We start from the raw sequence: 15,594 nt of genomic DNA on the forward strand, positions 1-15,594 counted from the left end.
GTTGCTTTTCTTCTGTCTTGTTTCCCTACTCCCCTAAAGCGGAGCGCTCTATGCTTGGACGCCTGAACCATGTCGCGCTTGCGGTGCCGGATCTGGCTGCGGCTGTCGCTTGTTATCGCGACACGCTAGGCGCCGAAGTGAGCGAACCACAGGCGCTGCCCGGGCATGGCGTCACCGTGGTGTTCGTCAGTGTCGGCAACACCAAGATCGAGTTGCTGGAGCCGCTCGGCGAGGGCTCGCCGATCGCGGCTTTCCTCGAGAAGAACCCGTCGGGCGGCATGCACCATCTCTGCTACGAGGTCGACGATATCCTTACCGCGCGGGACCGGCTCCAGGCAGCCGGCGCCCGGGTTCTGGGCGACGGCAAGCCGAAGACCGGCGCGCATGGCAAACCTGTGCTGTTCCTGCATCCGAAGGATTTCTTCGGCACGCTGATCGAACTGGAGCAATCATGAGCTGGGTTTCGTTCACCGCACTATTTTTCGCGACCTGGTGGGTGGTGCTGTTTGCCGTTCTGCCGTTCAGCGTCAGGACGCAGGATGACGACCGTGACGTGACGCTGGGCACGGTGCCTAGCGCGCCGCGCGGACCACATATGCTGCGTGCGGTGATCCGCACCACCGTCGCCACGGCGGTGCTCATGGGCATTTTCTACGGCCTGACGCACGGGCTGGGATATAGCCTCAACGACATCCCGCACATCGTGCCGGAATTCGGCCAGGCCACGGCAAAATAGCAGCATTCAAACCGGCTCTTGCGCTTCGGGCGAGGTCACGCCGCCATTCGGCGCCGGCTCATCTGTTCAGGCTTCAAAAATCATGACGTGGGGTAAGGTGGTTTGGCAACGCATTGCGCTAAGCAGGTGATTGCACAAAAAAAATGCAAGGCACAAGGCCTTGCAATTTAAACGCGTCCGATCTGTTTCCGGTTTCCGGCGGCAGCGAGTAACCGCGCCTAGATCGCATCCTCCCAAGACTTTGACCGCGTAGGAGAACAGATTTTTCTCTGCTCTCTCGGTTATCGGGGCACATTAGCCCAACGGAAATGAAAATGTCACGAAGAATTTTGCCTTGAAACGGGCATTCTCGTGCTGCACTGCACAATAGTACGGCAGGCTTTGCTTGGGAAACCACCAGCCGGGCGTTTTATGCAACCGTGGCTCCTTCGATCGTCCAGCATTCGCGGCGCGCGCGAGGGGTGCTCAAAACGTTTTCATTCCGCGCGCCACGCCGTTCGTAAGCTGAATTTCCGATTTCCGGGTCGATGCGTCCGGGTTCCCATTGCGCCATGAAATGGCTATGAAGCCGGGGCAAGCAAGCCTGCGTCGCACCGATTCTGGCGCGGCCTCCTCATTCACGGACCAGTCCATGCGTTTGTCGCGCTATTTCCTGCCCATCCTCAAAGAGAATCCGCGCGAGGCGGAGATCGTCTCGCATCGGCTGATGCTGCGCGCCGGCATGATCCGCCAGCAGGGGCAGGGCAGTTTTTCCTGGCTGCCGCTGGGCAAACGGGTCCTGGACAAGGTCTGCCAGATCATCCGCGAGGAACAGAACCGCGCCGGCGCGCTGGAAATCCTGATGCCGACCATCCAGTCGGCCGACCTTTGGCGCGAAAGCGGCCGCTATAACGACTACGGCAAGGAGATGTTGCGCATCAAGGACCGCCAGGACCGCGACATGCTTTACGGCCCGACCAACGAGGAAATGGTCACCGAGATCTTCCGCGCCTATGTAAAGTCCTACAAGGACTTGCCGCTCAACCTCTACCACATCCAGTGGAAGTTCCGCGACGAGGTGCGGCCGCGCTTCGGCGTCATGCGCAGCCGGGAATTCCTGATGAAGGATGCCTACTCCTTCGATCTCGACTTCGAAGGCGCGAGAGCCGCCTACAACAGGATGTTCGTGTCCTATCTCCGGACCTTCACCCGCATGGGCCTACAGGCGATCCCGATGCGGGCCGACACCGGTCCGATCGGCGGCGATCTCAGCCATGAATTCATCATCCTGGCCGACACCGGCGAGAGCCAGGTGTTCTGCCATCGCGATTATCTGTCGCTCGGCGTGCCCGGAGCCAACACCGATTTCTCCAACGACGCCGAGATATCAGGCATCGTCAAGACCTGGACGACGCCTTACGCCGCGACCGACGAAATGCATGACGAAGCGGCCTGGGCTGAGGTTCCCGACAGCGACAAGGTTTCGGCGCGCGGCATCGAAGTCGGCCATATCTTCCATTTCGGCGAGAAATACTCCAAGCCGATGGGCGCCAAGGTGACCGGGCCCGACGGCAAGGATCATTTCGCTTCCGGCGGTTCCTACGGCATCGGCCCGTCGCGGCTGGTTGCGGCGATCATCGAAGCCAGCCATGACGAGAACGGCATCATCTGGCCGGAAGCGGTGGCGCCGTTCGACATCGGCCTGATCAACATGAAAGCCGGCGATGCCGATTGCGACCGTGTCTGCGATGAACTCAACGCAGCTTTCACTGCCGCCGGCAAGGATGTGCTCTATGACGACACCGACCAGCGGCCGGGCGGCAAGTTCGCCACCGCCGACCTGATCGGCCTGCCCTGGCAGGTGATCGTCGGACCGCGCGGCGTGGCCGCCGGCGAGGTCGAGATCAAGAACCGCAAGACCGGCGAGCGCGTGACGCTGCCGATCGCCGATGCGAAAAAACGCTTCGGTGCCGCCGCATGAGCGAGGCGGCGGCAGCGAGACCGGCAGGCGCCGGACCGTTTTCCATCTTCGAACGCACGGTGGCGTGGCGCTATCTGCGCTCGCGACGCAAGGAGACGGTGATCTCGGTCATCGCCTCGATCTCCTTCCTCGGCATCATGCTGGGGGTGGCGACGCTGATCGTGGTGATGGCCGTCATGAACGGGTTCAGGGCCGAGCTGCTCACCCGCATTCTCGGCGTAAACGGCCATCTGATCGTGCAGCCGCTGGATTCGCCGCTTGAGGACTATGCGCAGGTCGCCGGCCGCATCAACGGCGTGGCCGGCGTCAAATACGCCATTCCGCTGATCGACGGCCAAGTGCTGGCGCAAGGCAATGTCGGCGGCGGCTCCGGCGCGCTGGTGCGCGGTATCAGGGGCGAGGACCTGGGCAAGATCGCCATCGTCGCCAGCAACATCAAGCAGGGCTCGATCGCCGATTTCGACACGGGCGAGGGCGTCGCCATCGGCAAGCGCATGGCGGAGAATCTCGGCCTGGCGCTCGGCGACACGATCACGCTCATCTCGCCGGACGGCGACGTGACGCCGCTCGGCACGACGCCGCGCATGAAGGGCTACAAGATCGCGGCGATCTTCGAAGTCGGCATGTCGGAATATGACGCCTCCATCGTCTACATGCCGTTCTCGGAAGCGCAGCTTTATTTCAACATGGACGGACGGGCGCAGACGATCGAGATCTATGTCGACAATCCCGATGATGTCGACGCGCTGAAGCCGAAGGTGGAAGAAGCGGCGCAGCGACCCATCGACCTCGTCGACTGGCGGCAACGCAACGAGACCTTCTTTTCCGCCCTGCAGGTGGAGCGCAACGTCATGTTCATGATCCTGACGCTGATCGTGCTGGTGGCGGCGCTCAACATCATCTCCGGGTTGGTCATGCTGGTGAAGGACAAGGGGCACGACATCGCCATCCTGCGCACCATGGGCGCCTCGCGCGGCGCCATCCTGCGCATATTCCTGATGACGGGCGCGGCGATCGGCGTCACCGGCACCATCGCCGGCGTGCTGCTCGGCGTGATCATCTGCCTCAACATCGAATCGATCCGCGAGTTCTTCTCCTGGATGACCGGCAAGGTGCTGTTCAATCCGGAGCTCTATTTCCTCAGCCAGTTGCCGGCGAAGATGGATCCGCGCGAGACGACCTATGTCGTCATCATGGCGCTCGGCCTGTCCTTCCTGGCGACGTTGTTTCCGGCATGGCGGGCGGCCCGCCTTGATCCGGTCGAAGCGCTGAGGTACGAATGATGGCGCAGGCCATTATCGAGTTGAAGAGCGTCGAGCGGCATTATGTCCAGGGGCCGCGCAAGCTCACCATTCTGAACGGTGCGGACTTCTCGCTGAAGCGCGGCGAGATGGTGGCGCTGGTGGCGCCGTCCGGCACCGGCAAATCGACGCTGCTGCATACGGCAGGGCTCTTGGAACGGCCCGACGCCGGCGACGTGATTCTCTCCGGCCGGGCCTGCGGCCGGCTATCCGATGACGAGCGCACCTCGATCCGCCGCAACGATGTCGGCTTCGTCTACCAGTTCCACCATCTGCTGCCGGAGTTTTCGGCGCTGGAAAACATCATGATGCCGCAGCTCATCAAAGGTCTGCCGCGCAAGGAGGCGGCCGAGCGCGCGGCGCAGCTGCTCGACTACATGCAGATCGGCAAGCGTGCATCGCACCGGCCGTCCGAACTGTCGGGCGGCGAGCAGCAGCGCGTGGCAATCGCGCGTGCGGTCGCCAATGCGCCGCTGGTGCTGCTGGCGGACGAGCCGACCGGCAATCTCGACCCGGTCACTGCTTCCTATGTGTTCGAGGCGCTGGAGGCATTGGTGCGGCAATCGGGCCTCGCGGCGCTGATCGCCACCCACAATCACCAGCTGGCAGCGCGCATGGACCGGCGCGTCACCCTGGCCGAGGGCAAGGTGGTGCCGCTGTAGAACTCTGATGTCCGCTGCGAGATTGGGTCCAACCTTAACAACGTCCAGCGAGATTTCCGCGGGTTTAGTTTCCCGTCGGGGATACTGATCCCTCCGGGATCAGAACCGCCAATGAGCCTTCAGTGCGATCAGGGTGGAAGAGATCGCGATCATCACCAGGATGAGCAGCCAGGTTACAAGCTGCGCGAGAGGCGCCACCGGTGGCCTTGCCTCATGCGCTTTCGCCAGCGATCAGCTTGATTGGCGCCTTGGTGTTGCCTCACGTCCATCACTCGGCAGTCTTAGCTTACCCACTATTGTCTCGACTGACGTTGAGTGCAAGCAGGCGCTCATCCCATACGCTAACTGACGATAGCGTCGCCGACATCTTCCTGACCTGTTGATAGGTCCCGCGCCGTCAACCTTTTCTTAACCCTGCCGGTTTGATCGCTCGAAAATTCCGGCAGCGGACGGATTCCGCTCGTTGACTTTGAAACAAAATTAGAACAAATTGCGAACATATCAACAACAGGAGAGAGTTATGACCGATCTGGTTCAGGATGTCATCTCGCTGGTTTGCATGAGCACCTTCCTCATTTCCATGGCGATCTGGATCGGAGCCATGTGAGGTGACAGTGTCTGCCGTCGCTGTTCCGGCGGACGAAAGTCCGCTTTGCCGTTAAGCCTTTCTTGCCGCCCATGGCGCTAGGGTGTCGCTCCTGAAAGCAGGAGCGCCGCGTGTCGCCCATCGTCGCCGCCTTCCTCGTGGCCAGCAATCTAGGGCTGATTTTTCTCCTGATGAGCGTGCCGCTTGGTTTGCGCACAATCAGGCTCAGCCGCACGGTCGCGGCCGACCGGCAGCGTCTGTGGCAGGCGCTGTGGCCGCTCGGGAGCAATGCCGGCTGGTCCGGCGAAATCCTCTCGGCGGAGATGCTGGGCGAGGGAGTGGTCCGCACCAGAATGTCCTGGGAGGGCCGGGACGGCCTGCCGATCGAACGCAAGGCCCTGCTCGAGAATGTCGTGCATGGCAGGTGCTTTTCGATGCGCGTCATCGAGGACACGGCGCTCGATCCGTCTTTCTGGGCGCATTATCGGGAAACCGCGCAGTTGGTCTCGATTGGCGAGGCCACCCGGGTTACGCTCACCCAGACCGACCGTTACCGCGGCGTGGCCTTCCTGGCGTTCCGCTATTTCGCCATGCGCCGCGAACTCGCCAAGCTGGATGGCTGGGCCAGGACAGGGCGGTATCGCAAGGGCGGCTGGTTCGAACATCCGCTGAGTCAGCTCGGCTTCGCCGCTCTCTCGGCATTCATCCTGTGGCCGTTCTTCGGGCTTCACCGCGGCGGGCTTGCTCTGGCCGCGATCCTGACTTCCGTTGTCGCCCTGCACGAGCTCGGCCACATGGCGGCATTCCGCCTGATGGGCCACCGCAGGGCGCGCATGATCTTCATCCCGCTGCTCGGCGGCCTCGCCATTGGCGGCCGGCCCTATGACAGCCGTTTCGAAGTTGCGTTCGTGGCGCTGATGGGCGCCGGGTTCTCTGCTTTCCTGGTGCCGTTGGCGATGATGGGCAGCACGTTTGCAAGCGCGGAAGGGCACTGGCTTGCCGCGACATTGCTGGCGACACTGGCGGGCTGTGCTGCCCTGTTCAACATCGCCAATCTGGTGCCGGTGTGGAAATTCGATGGCGGCCAGGTGCTGCGCCAGATCTGCCCGGGGCCGGTCGCGCTGGCGCTGGCCTCCTTCTTCCTGCTCTCGGCGTTCCTGGCGCTTGGCTGGCGGGCCGGCTTTTCCATCGGCTTTCTGCTCGCGGCCGGCGCGGTCTTTGCAATCCTCAGCCTTCTGACAGCGGGCAGCGGGGTGAGGCCGCGCCACGAACTGAAGCCGATCCGCACGGCCGACCGTTTCGTCATCGCCGGCGCGCTGCTGGCGGTGTTCGTCATCCACGGTTATGGAGTGCTCTGGGCGTCGGCACGGCTGATCTGAGCTGTCCGGGAAGCGTTCAGCCGGCCTCGCGGGCTGTTTCCAAGGGCAAGGCCGTAGCCGGGCCGAAGACATCCTCGAACGCTGATTTCAGCGCCAGATCGAGATCGGCCATCGTCACCGGCAGCCCGAGATCGACAAGGCTGGTGACGCCGTGGTCCTGCACGCCGCACGGCACGATACCACTGAAATGGCCGAGGTCCGGCTCGACATTGATGGCGATGCCGTGAAAACTCACCCAGCGCCTGAGCCGAATACCTATTGCCGCGATCTTGTCCTCCGCGGCAGAGCCGTCCGGCAGGGCAGGGCGATCGGGCCGCACCACCCAGACGCCGACGCGATCCTCACGGCGCTCGCCATTGACGTTGAAGGCGGCGAGCGTGCCGATGATCCACTGTTCGAGGGCGGCGACGAAGGCGCGCACATCCTCGCGGCGGCGTTTCAGGTCGAGCATGACGTAGGCGACGCGCTGGCCCGGCCCATGATAGGTGTATTCGCCGCCGCGGCCGGCCGAAAACACCGGGAACCGGTTGGCGTCGATCAGGTCCTCGCTGCGCGCACTGGTGCCGGCGGTATAGAGCGGCGGATGCTCGACCAGCCAGACCATCTCGCCGGCGGCCCCGCTGCGGATCGCTTCGGCGCGCGCCTCCATGAAGGCAAGCGCCTCGGGATAGGCGGTGAGGCCGGGCTCGATCGCCCATTCGACGGGCGCCGAACCGGGCAAAGGCAGGAACGACGTGGCGATCTGGCTGCGTTCTGGCATGGGGTGTCCCTTGTTGTACTCCATATGGCGATATCGGGCCGAAACGTCCAGTTCGCGGCGCATTTTGGCGCTTTGATCCGTTATGGCAATTCCCAGCGATTAAATGCTCGGGGCGCACTTGTTTCGCCGGAAACGATTTGCTACACGCCGCGAGCCGGTCGGTTCCGGCTCCTACCACGTGCGGTCGTGGCGGAATTGGTAGACGCGCAGCGTTGAGGTCGCTGTGGGGCAACCCGTGGAAGTTCGAGTCTTCTCGACCGCACCATTCTCTCTCCCCAGAATCTGATTTGTAGCGGCACCTCCAGCCCTACGGGCACCGCGCATTTCGTTTGATATTCCCGCGCGTTACGCCAGTTTCTTTTTGGGCGTCGGATTTTCCCGAAACCGGTTTCCACTTTCGGGTCCGATGTTCTAGACCTGAGACGCACCTTTTCCAGGATTGCAATGGCGGGAGGCGCTGGTGGAAGGCCAGGACGAACGGACGACCGGCGCTGGGGGCGCTGACGAACACCGCGCCGACATCTACGGTGAGGACGGCGCTGTCCTTTCGTCCTTTCTCGCCCAGATCGGCGCGGCGATCGCCGACCGCGATACGCTCACGCTCAAGCGTGAGGTCGACGACCTGCACCAGTCTGAAATGGGCGACCTGATCGAGGCGCTGCATCCCGACCAGCGGCGCGCCCTTGTCGAGCTTTTGGGGGCCGACTTCGATTTTTCCGCGCTGACCGAGGTCGACGAGGCGATCCGGATGGACATCGTCGACAATCTGCCCAACGCGCAGATTGCCCAGGCGGTGCAGGAACTCGATTCCGACGACGCGGTCTACATCCTCGAGGATCTCGAACCGGAGGACCAGGACGAGATCCTGTCGCAGCTGCCGTTTACCGAGCGCATCAGGCTACGTCGCTCGCTCGACTACCCCGAGGAGACCGCCGGGCGGCGCATGCAGACGGAGTTCGTCGCGGTGCCGCCGTTCTGGACGGTCGGCCAGACCATCGACTACATGCGCGAGGACAAGAACCTTCCCGACCGCTTCAGCCAGATCTTCGTCATCGACCCGAGCTTCAAGCTGCTTGGCGCCATAGACCTCGACCAGATCCTGCGCACCAAGCGCTCGGTCAAGGTCGAGGAGGTCATGCATGAGACGCGGCACGCCATTCCGGCCACGATGGACCAGGAAGAGGCCGCGCGGGAGTTCGAGCAATATGACCTTCTGTCGGCCGCCGTCGTCGACGAGAACGAGCGGCTGGTCGGCGTGCTGACCATCGACGACGTCGTCGACGTCATCCAGCAGGAAGCCGAGGAAGATCTCCTGCGCATGGGCGGCGTCGGCGACGAAGAGCTTTCCGACAGCATCTTTTCGACCTCGCGTTCGCGTGTGCCATGGCTGCTTGTCAATCTCCTGACCGCCTTCCTCGCGGCATCGGTGATCGGCCTGTTCGACCACACGATCGAGCGCATTGTGGCGCTCGCCGTGCTGATGCCGATCGTGGCCGGGATGGGCGGCAATGCCGGTTCGCAGACCATGACCGTCACCGTGCGGGCGCTGGCGACAAGGGATCTCGACATCTACAATGCCGGCCGCATCATTCGCCGCGAGATAGGCGTGGGCTTCATCAACGGCATCGTTTTCGCCATATTGATCGGCATCGTAGCCGCCGTCTGGTTCCGCGATGCCAATCTGGGCGGCATCATCGCCGCGGCCATGATCATCAACATGTTCGTTGCGGCCCTTGCCGGCATCCTGATCCCGCTGCTGCTCGACCGCTTCAAGGTCGATCCCGCGGTCGCTTCGGCGGTCTTTGTCACCACGGTCACCGACGTCGTTGGTTTCTTCGCTTTTCTGGGCCTTGCCACGTGGTGGTTCGGCGTCCATTGATCCGGCTCAATTGACTTTTACGTAAATGCCGTGCGAGGCTCGGCGACAGGCAGACTGCGGCCGATTCCGGCAGGTCTGCCGCGGACGGAGAGCAGCAGTCGCCAATCTCCGGCTATGGGGCGAGAATGCGGGAATATTATTCGATCACCGAGCTGACGCGCGAATTCGACGTGTCGACGCGGACGCTGCGGTTCTACGAGGACGAGGGACTGGTGCAGCCGGTGCGGCGGGGCCGCACGCGGCTGTTTCGTCCATCCGACCGACACTTGATCCGGCAGATCATGCGCGGAAAACGGCTCGGCTTCTCGATCAACGAGATCCGCGAAATCATCCAGATGTACAAGGAACCGCCCGGCGAGGTCGGCCAGCTCAAGCTGATGATCAAGCGCATCGAGGAAAAGCGCGAGGATCTGAGGCAAAAGCGCCGCGACCTCGAGGAGACATTGGCCGAACTCGACCAGGCCGAGGAATCCTGCGTTGAGCGGCTGGTCGAGCTCGGGGTTAATACGTAGCGGCCTTCCAGGCAGGACAATCGCTTTAGAGTCGGCGCCGCCCCTCATCGCCCTGCCGGGCACTTCTCCCCGTATAGTGACGGGGAGAAGGGGGCTGACCGTGATCTCGGTCTCTTTCCTGCAACGCTGGTGGCTGGCGAAACCGCTGATGACAGCGCCCCTCTCCCCGTCACTATACGGGGAGAGGATGCCGGCAGGCAGGTGAGGGGCGGCGCCGACATCGACAAATTGTTGGTCTCCGCCACAAATCGGAAACCGTTATCTTCCCGATATGGCTCTGGCAGCCGGCGTTCAGATGCTCAAATCCAGCGCCGCACTCTTTTGGCATAGTCGCGGTATTTTTTGCCGAACTTTGCCGACAGCATCTTTTCTTCCTTTTCCACCGCGACCTTCTGCGTGACGAAGGCGGCGACGAAGGCGAGCGGCAGGAACCAGACCATCCCGGAGATGAAGGCAACGCCGATCAACAGCAGCGTGTTGGCGAGGTACATCGGATTGCGGGTGATGCCGAAAGGACCCGTGGTGACCAAATGGTCCGGCACGGCGTTGGGGTTGAGCGTGGTCTTGGCCCGCGTCATGGTGCGGATGGCGGTGAACCAGAGTGCGGCGACGCCGAACAGCGCCACCCAGCCGGCCGCGTAGAGGAGGTCGCCCAGGAGGTCGCCGATCCAGGGCAGGGGAAAGAGCAGGCCGAGCGCGATACTGATGGCGATGGCGGCGATGTAGATCAGCGGCGGCCACGGTATCAGCCCAGGTTTGGGCGGGGTCTCGGTCATTCGACACCTTCCTCCGTCATCTTGCTGTCGGTCTGGGCCGTGCAGGTGCCGGCGAGATCCGCCAGATGCGCTCTCCATTCGGCGGTCTGGTCGTTCTTGTAGAGCCGATCAAGCGTTGCCTCGCCCTCCAGCGTGTCCAGCATGCACCCACAATAGCTCGAACAGAACTTGCTGTCGCGCTGCTGCTCGCACGAGATCTGGCAGGTATTGAGAAAGTTCACCTGCGGGGTTTCGACCTTGGCCGGCATTACTTGCGAGAACAACCAGACACTGCCGATCAGCAGCGGCTGGTGAATCAGGTAGAAGGCCAGGCTGTGCCGGCCGATGAAGCCCAGCGGGTTGGACCAGCGCCCGGGTGCCACATCCGCCAGGCGCGCCAAGGCGCCGAAGCCGGAGGCAAGCTTGGTCGCTCCGAGGCCCACAAGCACCGCACCGAACCACGGGAACAGCGGGACATAGTCGTTGGAGTGTGGGTTGACCGCGGAAAGGCCGACCCACCACAGCCAGGGGTGATCGAACGATTCCAGCCGAAAATAGAAGGGAACGGCGATGACCGCCGCGGCGATCGGCAGTGTGAGCAGCGCCGGCAGGCGCAGGAATGCCAGCCCGAGCAGGCTCGCCAGCGCGATCTGGTGCAGGATGCCGAAGAAGATCCACCCGTCCGGCGTGGCGATACGGGTGGCGACCGAAATGGCGATCGCCGCTCCGGCGACCATGGCGAAGCGTCTCCAGAAGCCGTTCCAGCGGATCTCTTTGCCATGGGCGAGATACAGGCTGACGCCGACCAGGAACAGGAAGGTCGAGGCGATGCAGCGAGCATAGAACTTCCACCAGCCGAAGGCGGTCAGGCCGGGATCGGTGTAGCCGAAGAATTCCAGGTCCCAGGTGAAATGGTAGCTCGCCATGGCGATCAGCGCGATGCCGCGCAGCATGTCGATGGCGACGATGCGCTTGGTCTTCGGCAACTCCGCGGCGGGCATGGTCGGCGTCTGGATGCTCATGGTCTCGCGATCTGATTCAGCCCCGTACGAGGACTATCACGGTTACGCCGGACAAAAGAAGGCCGTGAGCTTCGATACAGACAGTCAGCCGGCGCTGCATCAGGCACCCCTTTAGGCCAGCACCGGAAAGCCTTTGACCGGCTTCGTTTTTATCCGGGGCACGTCGGTTTCCTGTTACCGGTCGCGAACTGATGGCCGCAGATTTGGCTGCTGATTCTGCTTTGGGGAAGCAATGTCCACGCATGTGCGCCATCCGATCTGGCTACCGGCCCTCAAGGCCGCGGATGCCCGCACCTTCGCCTCGCTCTACGCGGTCGAATCCTTCGCTCGCGCCACGGTGTCGAGCGTCATCCCGATCCAGGCCTACGAGATCCTCCACAACGAGCAGATCGTCTCGATCCTCTACACCATAGTGGCGATGCTCGGCCTGTCGGTGACCCTGTTCATGCCGATGCTGATCCAGCGCTTCGCACGGCGCTGGGTCTACACGGCGGGCGCCTGCCTGCTGGCGATCGGCTCGTTGTTCTTCGTCACGCATACGCTCGCAGGGCAATTGGCCGGCATGCTGTGCCGTGTCATGGGCGCCAGTGCGCTGTCGATCACGCTCAACCTCTACATCATGGACCACATCCGCAAGACCGATTTCATGCAGGCCGAATCGCTGCGCATGGCGTGGTCGATGTTTGCCTGGACGGGTGGGCCGACGCTCGGCATCTTTCTCTACACGCGCTTCGGCATCTATGCCGCGCATGGCGCGGTCGCCGTATTCGCCTTGGCCCTGCTGGCGTTGTTCTGGACCTACCGGCTCGGCGACAATGCCTCGATCCGGCCGGGCAAGACGCGCCCGGTCAACCCGCTGGCCAATATCGGCCGCTTCGTCGCGCAGCCGAGGCTGAGGCTGGCCTGGCTGATCGCCTTCGGCCGCTCCTGCTTCTGGACGACATTTTTCGTCTATGGCCCGCTGTTCATGGTCATCACCGGTGAGGGCGAACTTGCCGGCGGCATTCTGGTTTCGGCAGGCAACGCGCTTTTGTTCATGGCGATTTTCTGGGGCAAGGCCGGCAAGCGCTTCGGCGGCCGCAGGACCATGACTTTTGCCTATTTCGCCATGTCGGTGGTGCTGCTGGCGGCGGGTGCCGTCGGCGAAAGCGCGCCGCTCGTCACCGGCGCCTTCCTGCTGTGCGGCGCCTTCTTCACCATCGCGCTCGACGCGCTGGGCTCGACCGCCTTCATGCGCTCGGTCCGCTCTTATGAGCGGGCTCAGATGGCTGCGGTCTACCGCACTTATCTCGACTTTTCCGAACTGACGCCGCCGCTGGTCTACTCGGTGGTGCTGGCCTTTTTCGGACTGGGCTCGGTTTTCGTCACGCTCGGCCTGCTTGCGGCGGTCTGCGGTTATGTCACCTGGCGGTATCTGCCGAAGTCGCTGTGAAGCTTACGGCACAAGCGCAGCATGTCGTTCGCGTACCCAATCGTGGAAGCGGTGGAGGTCGTACTCCTCCGGCATCAGCACGCCGGCCTTATGGCGCATGGAGCGCAGCCCTTTCTGGTTGACCTCGCAGATCGCGGCATCCTCCTCCAGCACCTGGGTGCCGAATCCGACGATGTTGTCGATGTCGGTGGCGGCGAGCGCGTCGGGCGCGAACAGCCATTCGGCGGTCAATTCGGTCTGCTCGGGGCCAAGCGGCACCAGCCGTACGGACCTGACATAGTCGACGTGGCCGACGATGAACATCGAGGGCAGGCTGGTGGCGTAGGTCTGGCCGGCGGCGTGCTCGGCCGGCGTCAGGCCCGAAAAGACCGGCCCATGCGCCTGGCCGTCACGTGACCATGTTTCGGCACCCGCCCGCAGCCCGCCGGAAAATTCCGGCGCGTCATTGTCGGCATGGCGGGTCCATTCGGGGTCGTCATGCCGGCCCATCAGGCCGCGGCCGTAGATCGGCACCAGCCGCGACAGGTCCTTGTGGACGCCGGGGCAATGCAGGCATTCGTTGAAGTTTTCCCAGAAGATCTTCCAGTTGCAGTTCATCACCTTGCGCAGCACATGGCCCGATACCAGCGATTCCAGCGGCCAGTTGCCGAGATCGCCGGAGGCCGGGTCGAAGGATGAGTGCGCCGAGCCGGCGGCATCTTCCGCGAGATTGACGAAGACGAAGCCGCGCCAGACCGACAGCGCGACGCGATAGAGCGGATGGTCCGCCTTGTCGAAACCTTCGGGCAGCGTTTTCGATGGCACGCGCACGAGCTCGCCGCGCAGCGAATAGGACCATGCGTGGTAGGGGCAGGTGATCAGCCGCGCCTTCAGCCGCCCCTCGCGTTCCTGGCAAAGCTGCGAGCCGCGATGCCGGCAGGTGTTGTGGAAGGCGCGCAGTTCGCCGGTATCGTCACGCAGCACGACGATCTCCTGGCTGCCGACACGGAAGGTGCGGAAAGCCAGCGGTTGGGCGAGATCAGCTTCACGGCAGACGAGCAGCCAGTTCCTGTACCAGATGGCGTCGAGGTCGCGCTGGTAGGCCGCCGCATCCCAATAGGCCGAGGACGGCAATGTCGGCTCGGCCCGGGTGAGGCCGTTATAGGGGGCGTGCTGGCTCTGGACGGGCTGCATGGCTGGCCTCCTGTGAGGATGGCAGCCGACACCCGGCCACGGAAATTGTCAATTGCAGCGGAGCAAGCGGCCGGACGGCGCTAAAGCGCTTGTCGCCGTCGGAATTTGGTTTGCCGGATGCGGCGATTTTCCCTATAGTCACCTTCGTCGTCGGTTCCGATTGGAGCCAAGAGGGAATGCGGTGCGGGCAGATTTGTTGCCCAATGCCGTGGCTGCCCCCGCAACTGTGTGCGGTAGTCCTCTCCATATGCCACTGAAGATTTTCTTCGGGAAGGTGGGGAAGGGCGCTGATCCGCGAGCCAGGAGACCTGCCGGCGACAGGAAACTGACTTCGATGCCCTCGGGTGGAGGGTGAAAGGACAAGACATGAATACCGCTTCCGTCTCCCTCGGCGCCTCCATCTCCTCGCAGTCGCGCCTCCTGCAGCTCGCGCTCGCGGCGCTGCTCGGCGTTTTCGTCGTAGGCTTTGTCGGTTTCTCGCATATCGACGCGGTCCACAATGCCGCGCACGACTATCGCCACTCGATGGCGTTTCCCTGCCACTGATAGGGATTTGACATCATGAACCTGTTTCGCAACGTCGTGTTCATCGCGGCGATCGCAGGGCTCGTGGCCGGTGTCGTTCTCGCCTGCATGCAGGCCTATGCCACCGTGCCGTTGATCCTGAAGGCGGAAGTCTACGAACAGGCCGGCGGCGGCCACCACCACGACCATACCGCACCGGCCCCGACCGACAACAACGCCATGAACTCTGCCGCCCCGGCGGGCAATGCCATGAGCTCCGCCGCGCCGGCAGCCGCTGAAGCTGTTCCGGCTGAAGAGGAAGGCTGGGCGCCGGCCGACGGCTTCGAGCGTTTCGCTTTCAGCGTGCTTGCCAACATCGTCACCGGCATCGGCTTCGCGCTGGTCCTGGTCGCGGTTTCGGAATTCGCCGGCGGCATCGGCAACTGGCGCCAGGGCGTGTTCTGGGGACTGGCCGGCTTTGCCGTGTTCACGCTGGCGCCGGGCCTCGGCCTGCCGCCGGAACTGCCGGCCATGCCTGCCGCCGAGCTTCTGCCACGCCAGATCTGGTGGACGGCGACGGTGGCGGCGACGGCGATCGGCCTTGCCCTGATCGCCTTCCGCAAATCACTGCCGCTGGCGATTCTGGGTGTGGTGTTGATCGTCGCGCCGCATATCGTCGGCGCGCCGCAGCCCGACAGTTTCGAGACGCCGATCCCGGAAGGCCTGCACCATCAGTTCGTGGTGGCGGTGACAGTGACGAACCTGGTGTTCTGGCTCGTGCTCGGCGCTGCCGTCGGCGTGGTGCGTGGACGCTTCACCGGCAGCGCGACGAGCCTGCGCGACAGCTTTGCCTGATCGCGGAAGACTGACCTTCATCATCGGCGGTGCGCGCTCCGGCAAGAGCGCGCACCCCGCAACCCTGATGACCGCCTT

General features: G+C 63.4%; 15 protein-coding genes, 1 tRNA gene and 1 riboswitch. Of the genes, 12 read left to right on the forward strand and 4 right to left on the reverse strand.

Annotated features, from left to right (window positions below; genetic code table 11):
• Positions 1 to 50: 50 nt before the first annotated feature.
• The 6 genes from mce to LB541_RS24680 all read left to right on the forward strand — a co-directional run bounded on the left by mce (position 51) and on the right by LB541_RS24680 (position 6,624).
• A complete protein-coding gene (gene mce / locus LB541_RS24655; protein WP_224619842.1) occupies positions 51 to 455 on the forward strand; it encodes a methylmalonyl-CoA epimerase in 405 nt (134 codons plus the stop codon).
• On the forward strand, positions 452 to 736 hold the full coding sequence (locus LB541_RS24660) for a DUF1467 family protein (RefSeq protein ID WP_140495592.1): 285 nt from the start codon (positions 452 to 454) through the stop codon (positions 734 to 736). Before mce ends, LB541_RS24660 begins: the two co-directional genes overlap by 4 nt.
• Before the next feature lie 631 nt (positions 737 to 1,367).
• Positions 1,368 to 2,696, forward strand: a complete 1,329-nt coding sequence (proS, locus tag LB541_RS24665; RefSeq protein ID WP_140495593.1) for a proline--tRNA ligase — start codon at positions 1,368 to 1,370, stop codon at positions 2,694 to 2,696.
• Positions 2,693 to 3,979: a lipoprotein-releasing ABC transporter permease subunit gene (locus LB541_RS24670; protein WP_140516404.1), complete on the forward strand. Its 1,287-nt coding sequence runs from the start codon at positions 2,693 to 2,695 to the stop codon at positions 3,977 to 3,979. The genes proS and LB541_RS24670 overlap by 4 nt, the downstream gene beginning before the upstream one ends.
• Positions 3,979 to 4,659: an ABC transporter ATP-binding protein gene (locus tag LB541_RS24675; protein ID WP_140495870.1), complete on the forward strand. Its 681-nt coding sequence runs from the start codon at positions 3,979 to 3,981 to the stop codon at positions 4,657 to 4,659. Before LB541_RS24670 ends, LB541_RS24675 begins: the two co-directional genes overlap by 1 nt.
• Before the next feature lie 717 nt (positions 4,660 to 5,376).
• Positions 5,377 to 6,624: a site-2 protease family protein gene (locus LB541_RS24680; protein WP_140516403.1), complete on the forward strand. Its 1,248-nt coding sequence runs from the start codon at positions 5,377 to 5,379 to the stop codon at positions 6,622 to 6,624.
• Positions 6,625 to 6,640: 16 nt separating this feature from the next.
• Here LB541_RS24680 and lipB read toward each other — a convergent pair whose 3' ends face one another.
• Positions 6,641 to 7,384: a lipoyl(octanoyl) transferase LipB gene (gene lipB, locus LB541_RS24685; protein WP_140516401.1), complete on the reverse strand. Its 744-nt coding sequence runs from the start codon at positions 7,382 to 7,384 to the stop codon at positions 6,641 to 6,643.
• A gap of 180 nt (positions 7,385 to 7,564) precedes the next feature.
• Here lipB and LB541_RS24690 point away from each other — a divergent pair.
• From LB541_RS24690 to LB541_RS24700, 3 genes are all read left to right on the forward strand, one after another.
• Positions 7,565 to 7,649 (forward strand) — tRNA-Leu (locus LB541_RS24690).
• Positions 7,650 to 7,844: 195 nt separating this feature from the next.
• Positions 7,845 to 9,263 carry a magnesium transporter gene (gene mgtE / locus LB541_RS24695; protein WP_140521139.1) on the forward strand — a complete coding sequence of 473 codons (1,419 nt, stop codon included), beginning with the start codon at positions 7,845 to 7,847 and terminating at the stop codon, positions 9,261 to 9,263.
• A gap of 125 nt (positions 9,264 to 9,388) precedes the next feature.
• The gene (locus tag LB541_RS24700; RefSeq protein WP_006203215.1) at positions 9,389 to 9,775 is read left to right on the forward strand and encodes a MerR family transcriptional regulator; all 387 of its coding nucleotides are present in this window, start codon (positions 9,389 to 9,391) and stop codon (positions 9,773 to 9,775) included.
• A gap of 299 nt (positions 9,776 to 10,074) precedes the next feature.
• Here LB541_RS24700 and LB541_RS24705 read toward each other — a convergent pair whose 3' ends face one another.
• A complete protein-coding gene (locus LB541_RS24705) occupies positions 10,075 to 10,551 on the reverse strand; it encodes a methyltransferase family protein (RefSeq protein ID WP_140555006.1) in 477 nt (158 codons plus the stop codon).
• The gene (locus tag LB541_RS24710; RefSeq protein WP_140648773.1) at positions 10,548 to 11,552 is read right to left on the reverse strand and encodes a DUF1624 domain-containing protein; all 1,005 of its coding nucleotides are present in this window, start codon (positions 11,550 to 11,552) and stop codon (positions 10,548 to 10,550) included. The genes LB541_RS24705 and LB541_RS24710 overlap by 4 nt, the downstream gene beginning before the upstream one ends.
• 232 nt (positions 11,553 to 11,784) lie before the next feature.
• On the opposite strand from LB541_RS24710, the gene LB541_RS24715 reads away from it, so the two are divergent.
• Positions 11,785 to 12,984: an MFS transporter gene (locus LB541_RS24715; RefSeq protein ID WP_140648775.1), complete on the forward strand. Its 1,200-nt coding sequence runs from the start codon at positions 11,785 to 11,787 to the stop codon at positions 12,982 to 12,984.
• A 3-nt stretch (positions 12,985 to 12,987) separates the two neighbouring features.
• Here the strand turns inward: LB541_RS24715 and LB541_RS24720 are convergent, their stop codons facing one another.
• The gene (locus tag LB541_RS24720) at positions 12,988 to 14,157 is read right to left on the reverse strand and encodes an aromatic ring-hydroxylating oxygenase subunit alpha (protein ID WP_140555009.1); all 1,170 of its coding nucleotides are present in this window, start codon (positions 14,155 to 14,157) and stop codon (positions 12,988 to 12,990) included.
• A gap of 134 nt (positions 14,158 to 14,291) precedes the next feature.
• Positions 14,292 to 14,488: riboswitch (cobalamin riboswitch) on the forward strand.
• 35 nt (positions 14,489 to 14,523) lie between these two features.
• Here LB541_RS24720 and LB541_RS24725 point away from each other — a divergent pair.
• Positions 14,524 to 14,703, forward strand: a complete 180-nt coding sequence (locus LB541_RS24725) for a CbtB domain-containing protein (protein WP_140495602.1) — start codon at positions 14,524 to 14,526, stop codon at positions 14,701 to 14,703.
• A gap of 15 nt (positions 14,704 to 14,718) precedes the next feature.
• The gene (locus tag LB541_RS24730) at positions 14,719 to 15,516 is read left to right on the forward strand and encodes a CbtA family protein (protein ID WP_140516394.1); all 798 of its coding nucleotides are present in this window, start codon (positions 14,719 to 14,721) and stop codon (positions 15,514 to 15,516) included.
• The last annotated feature ends 78 nt before the right edge of the window (positions 15,517 to 15,594 follow it).

The organism is Mesorhizobium sp. BR1-1-15 (assembly GCF_020165475.1).
GTDB lineage: Bacteria > Pseudomonadota > Alphaproteobacteria > Rhizobiales > Rhizobiaceae > Mesorhizobium.

What these genes read in the sequence shown, in the direction of transcription:
- mce (WP_224619842.1), top strand. Translation starts at nt 51, where the DNA reads ATGCTTGGACGCCTGAACCATGTCGCGCTTGCGGTGCCGGATCTGGCT.
- LB541_RS24660 (WP_140495592.1), top strand. Translation starts at nt 452, where the DNA reads ATGAGCTGGGTTTCGTTCACCGCACTATTTTTCGCGACCTGGTGGGTG.
- proS (WP_140495593.1), top strand. Translation starts at nt 1,368, where the DNA reads ATGCGTTTGTCGCGCTATTTCCTGCCCATCCTCAAAGAGAATCCGCGC.
- LB541_RS24670 (WP_140516404.1), top strand. Translation starts at nt 2,693, where the DNA reads ATGAGCGAGGCGGCGGCAGCGAGACCGGCAGGCGCCGGACCGTTTTCC.
- LB541_RS24675 (WP_140495870.1), top strand. Translation starts at nt 3,979, where the DNA reads ATGGCGCAGGCCATTATCGAGTTGAAGAGCGTCGAGCGGCATTATGTC.
- lipB (WP_140516401.1), bottom strand. Translation starts at nt 7,384, where the DNA reads ATGCCAGAACGCAGCCAGATCGCCACGTCGTTCCTGCCTTTGCCCGGT.
- LB541_RS24700 (WP_006203215.1), top strand. Translation starts at nt 9,389, where the DNA reads ATGCGGGAATATTATTCGATCACCGAGCTGACGCGCGAATTCGACGTG.
- LB541_RS24705 (WP_140555006.1), bottom strand. Translation starts at nt 10,551, where the DNA reads ATGACCGAGACCCCGCCCAAACCTGGGCTGATACCGTGGCCGCCGCTG.
- LB541_RS24710 (WP_140648773.1), bottom strand. Translation starts at nt 11,552, where the DNA reads ATGAGCATCCAGACGCCGACCATGCCCGCCGCGGAGTTGCCGAAGACC.
- LB541_RS24715 (WP_140648775.1), top strand. Translation starts at nt 11,785, where the DNA reads ATGTCCACGCATGTGCGCCATCCGATCTGGCTACCGGCCCTCAAGGCC.
- LB541_RS24720 (WP_140555009.1), bottom strand. Translation starts at nt 14,157, where the DNA reads ATGCAGCCCGTCCAGAGCCAGCACGCCCCCTATAACGGCCTCACCCGG.
- LB541_RS24725 (WP_140495602.1), top strand. Translation starts at nt 14,524, where the DNA reads ATGAATACCGCTTCCGTCTCCCTCGGCGCCTCCATCTCCTCGCAGTCG.
- LB541_RS24730 (WP_140516394.1), top strand. Translation starts at nt 14,719, where the DNA reads ATGAACCTGTTTCGCAACGTCGTGTTCATCGCGGCGATCGCAGGGCTC.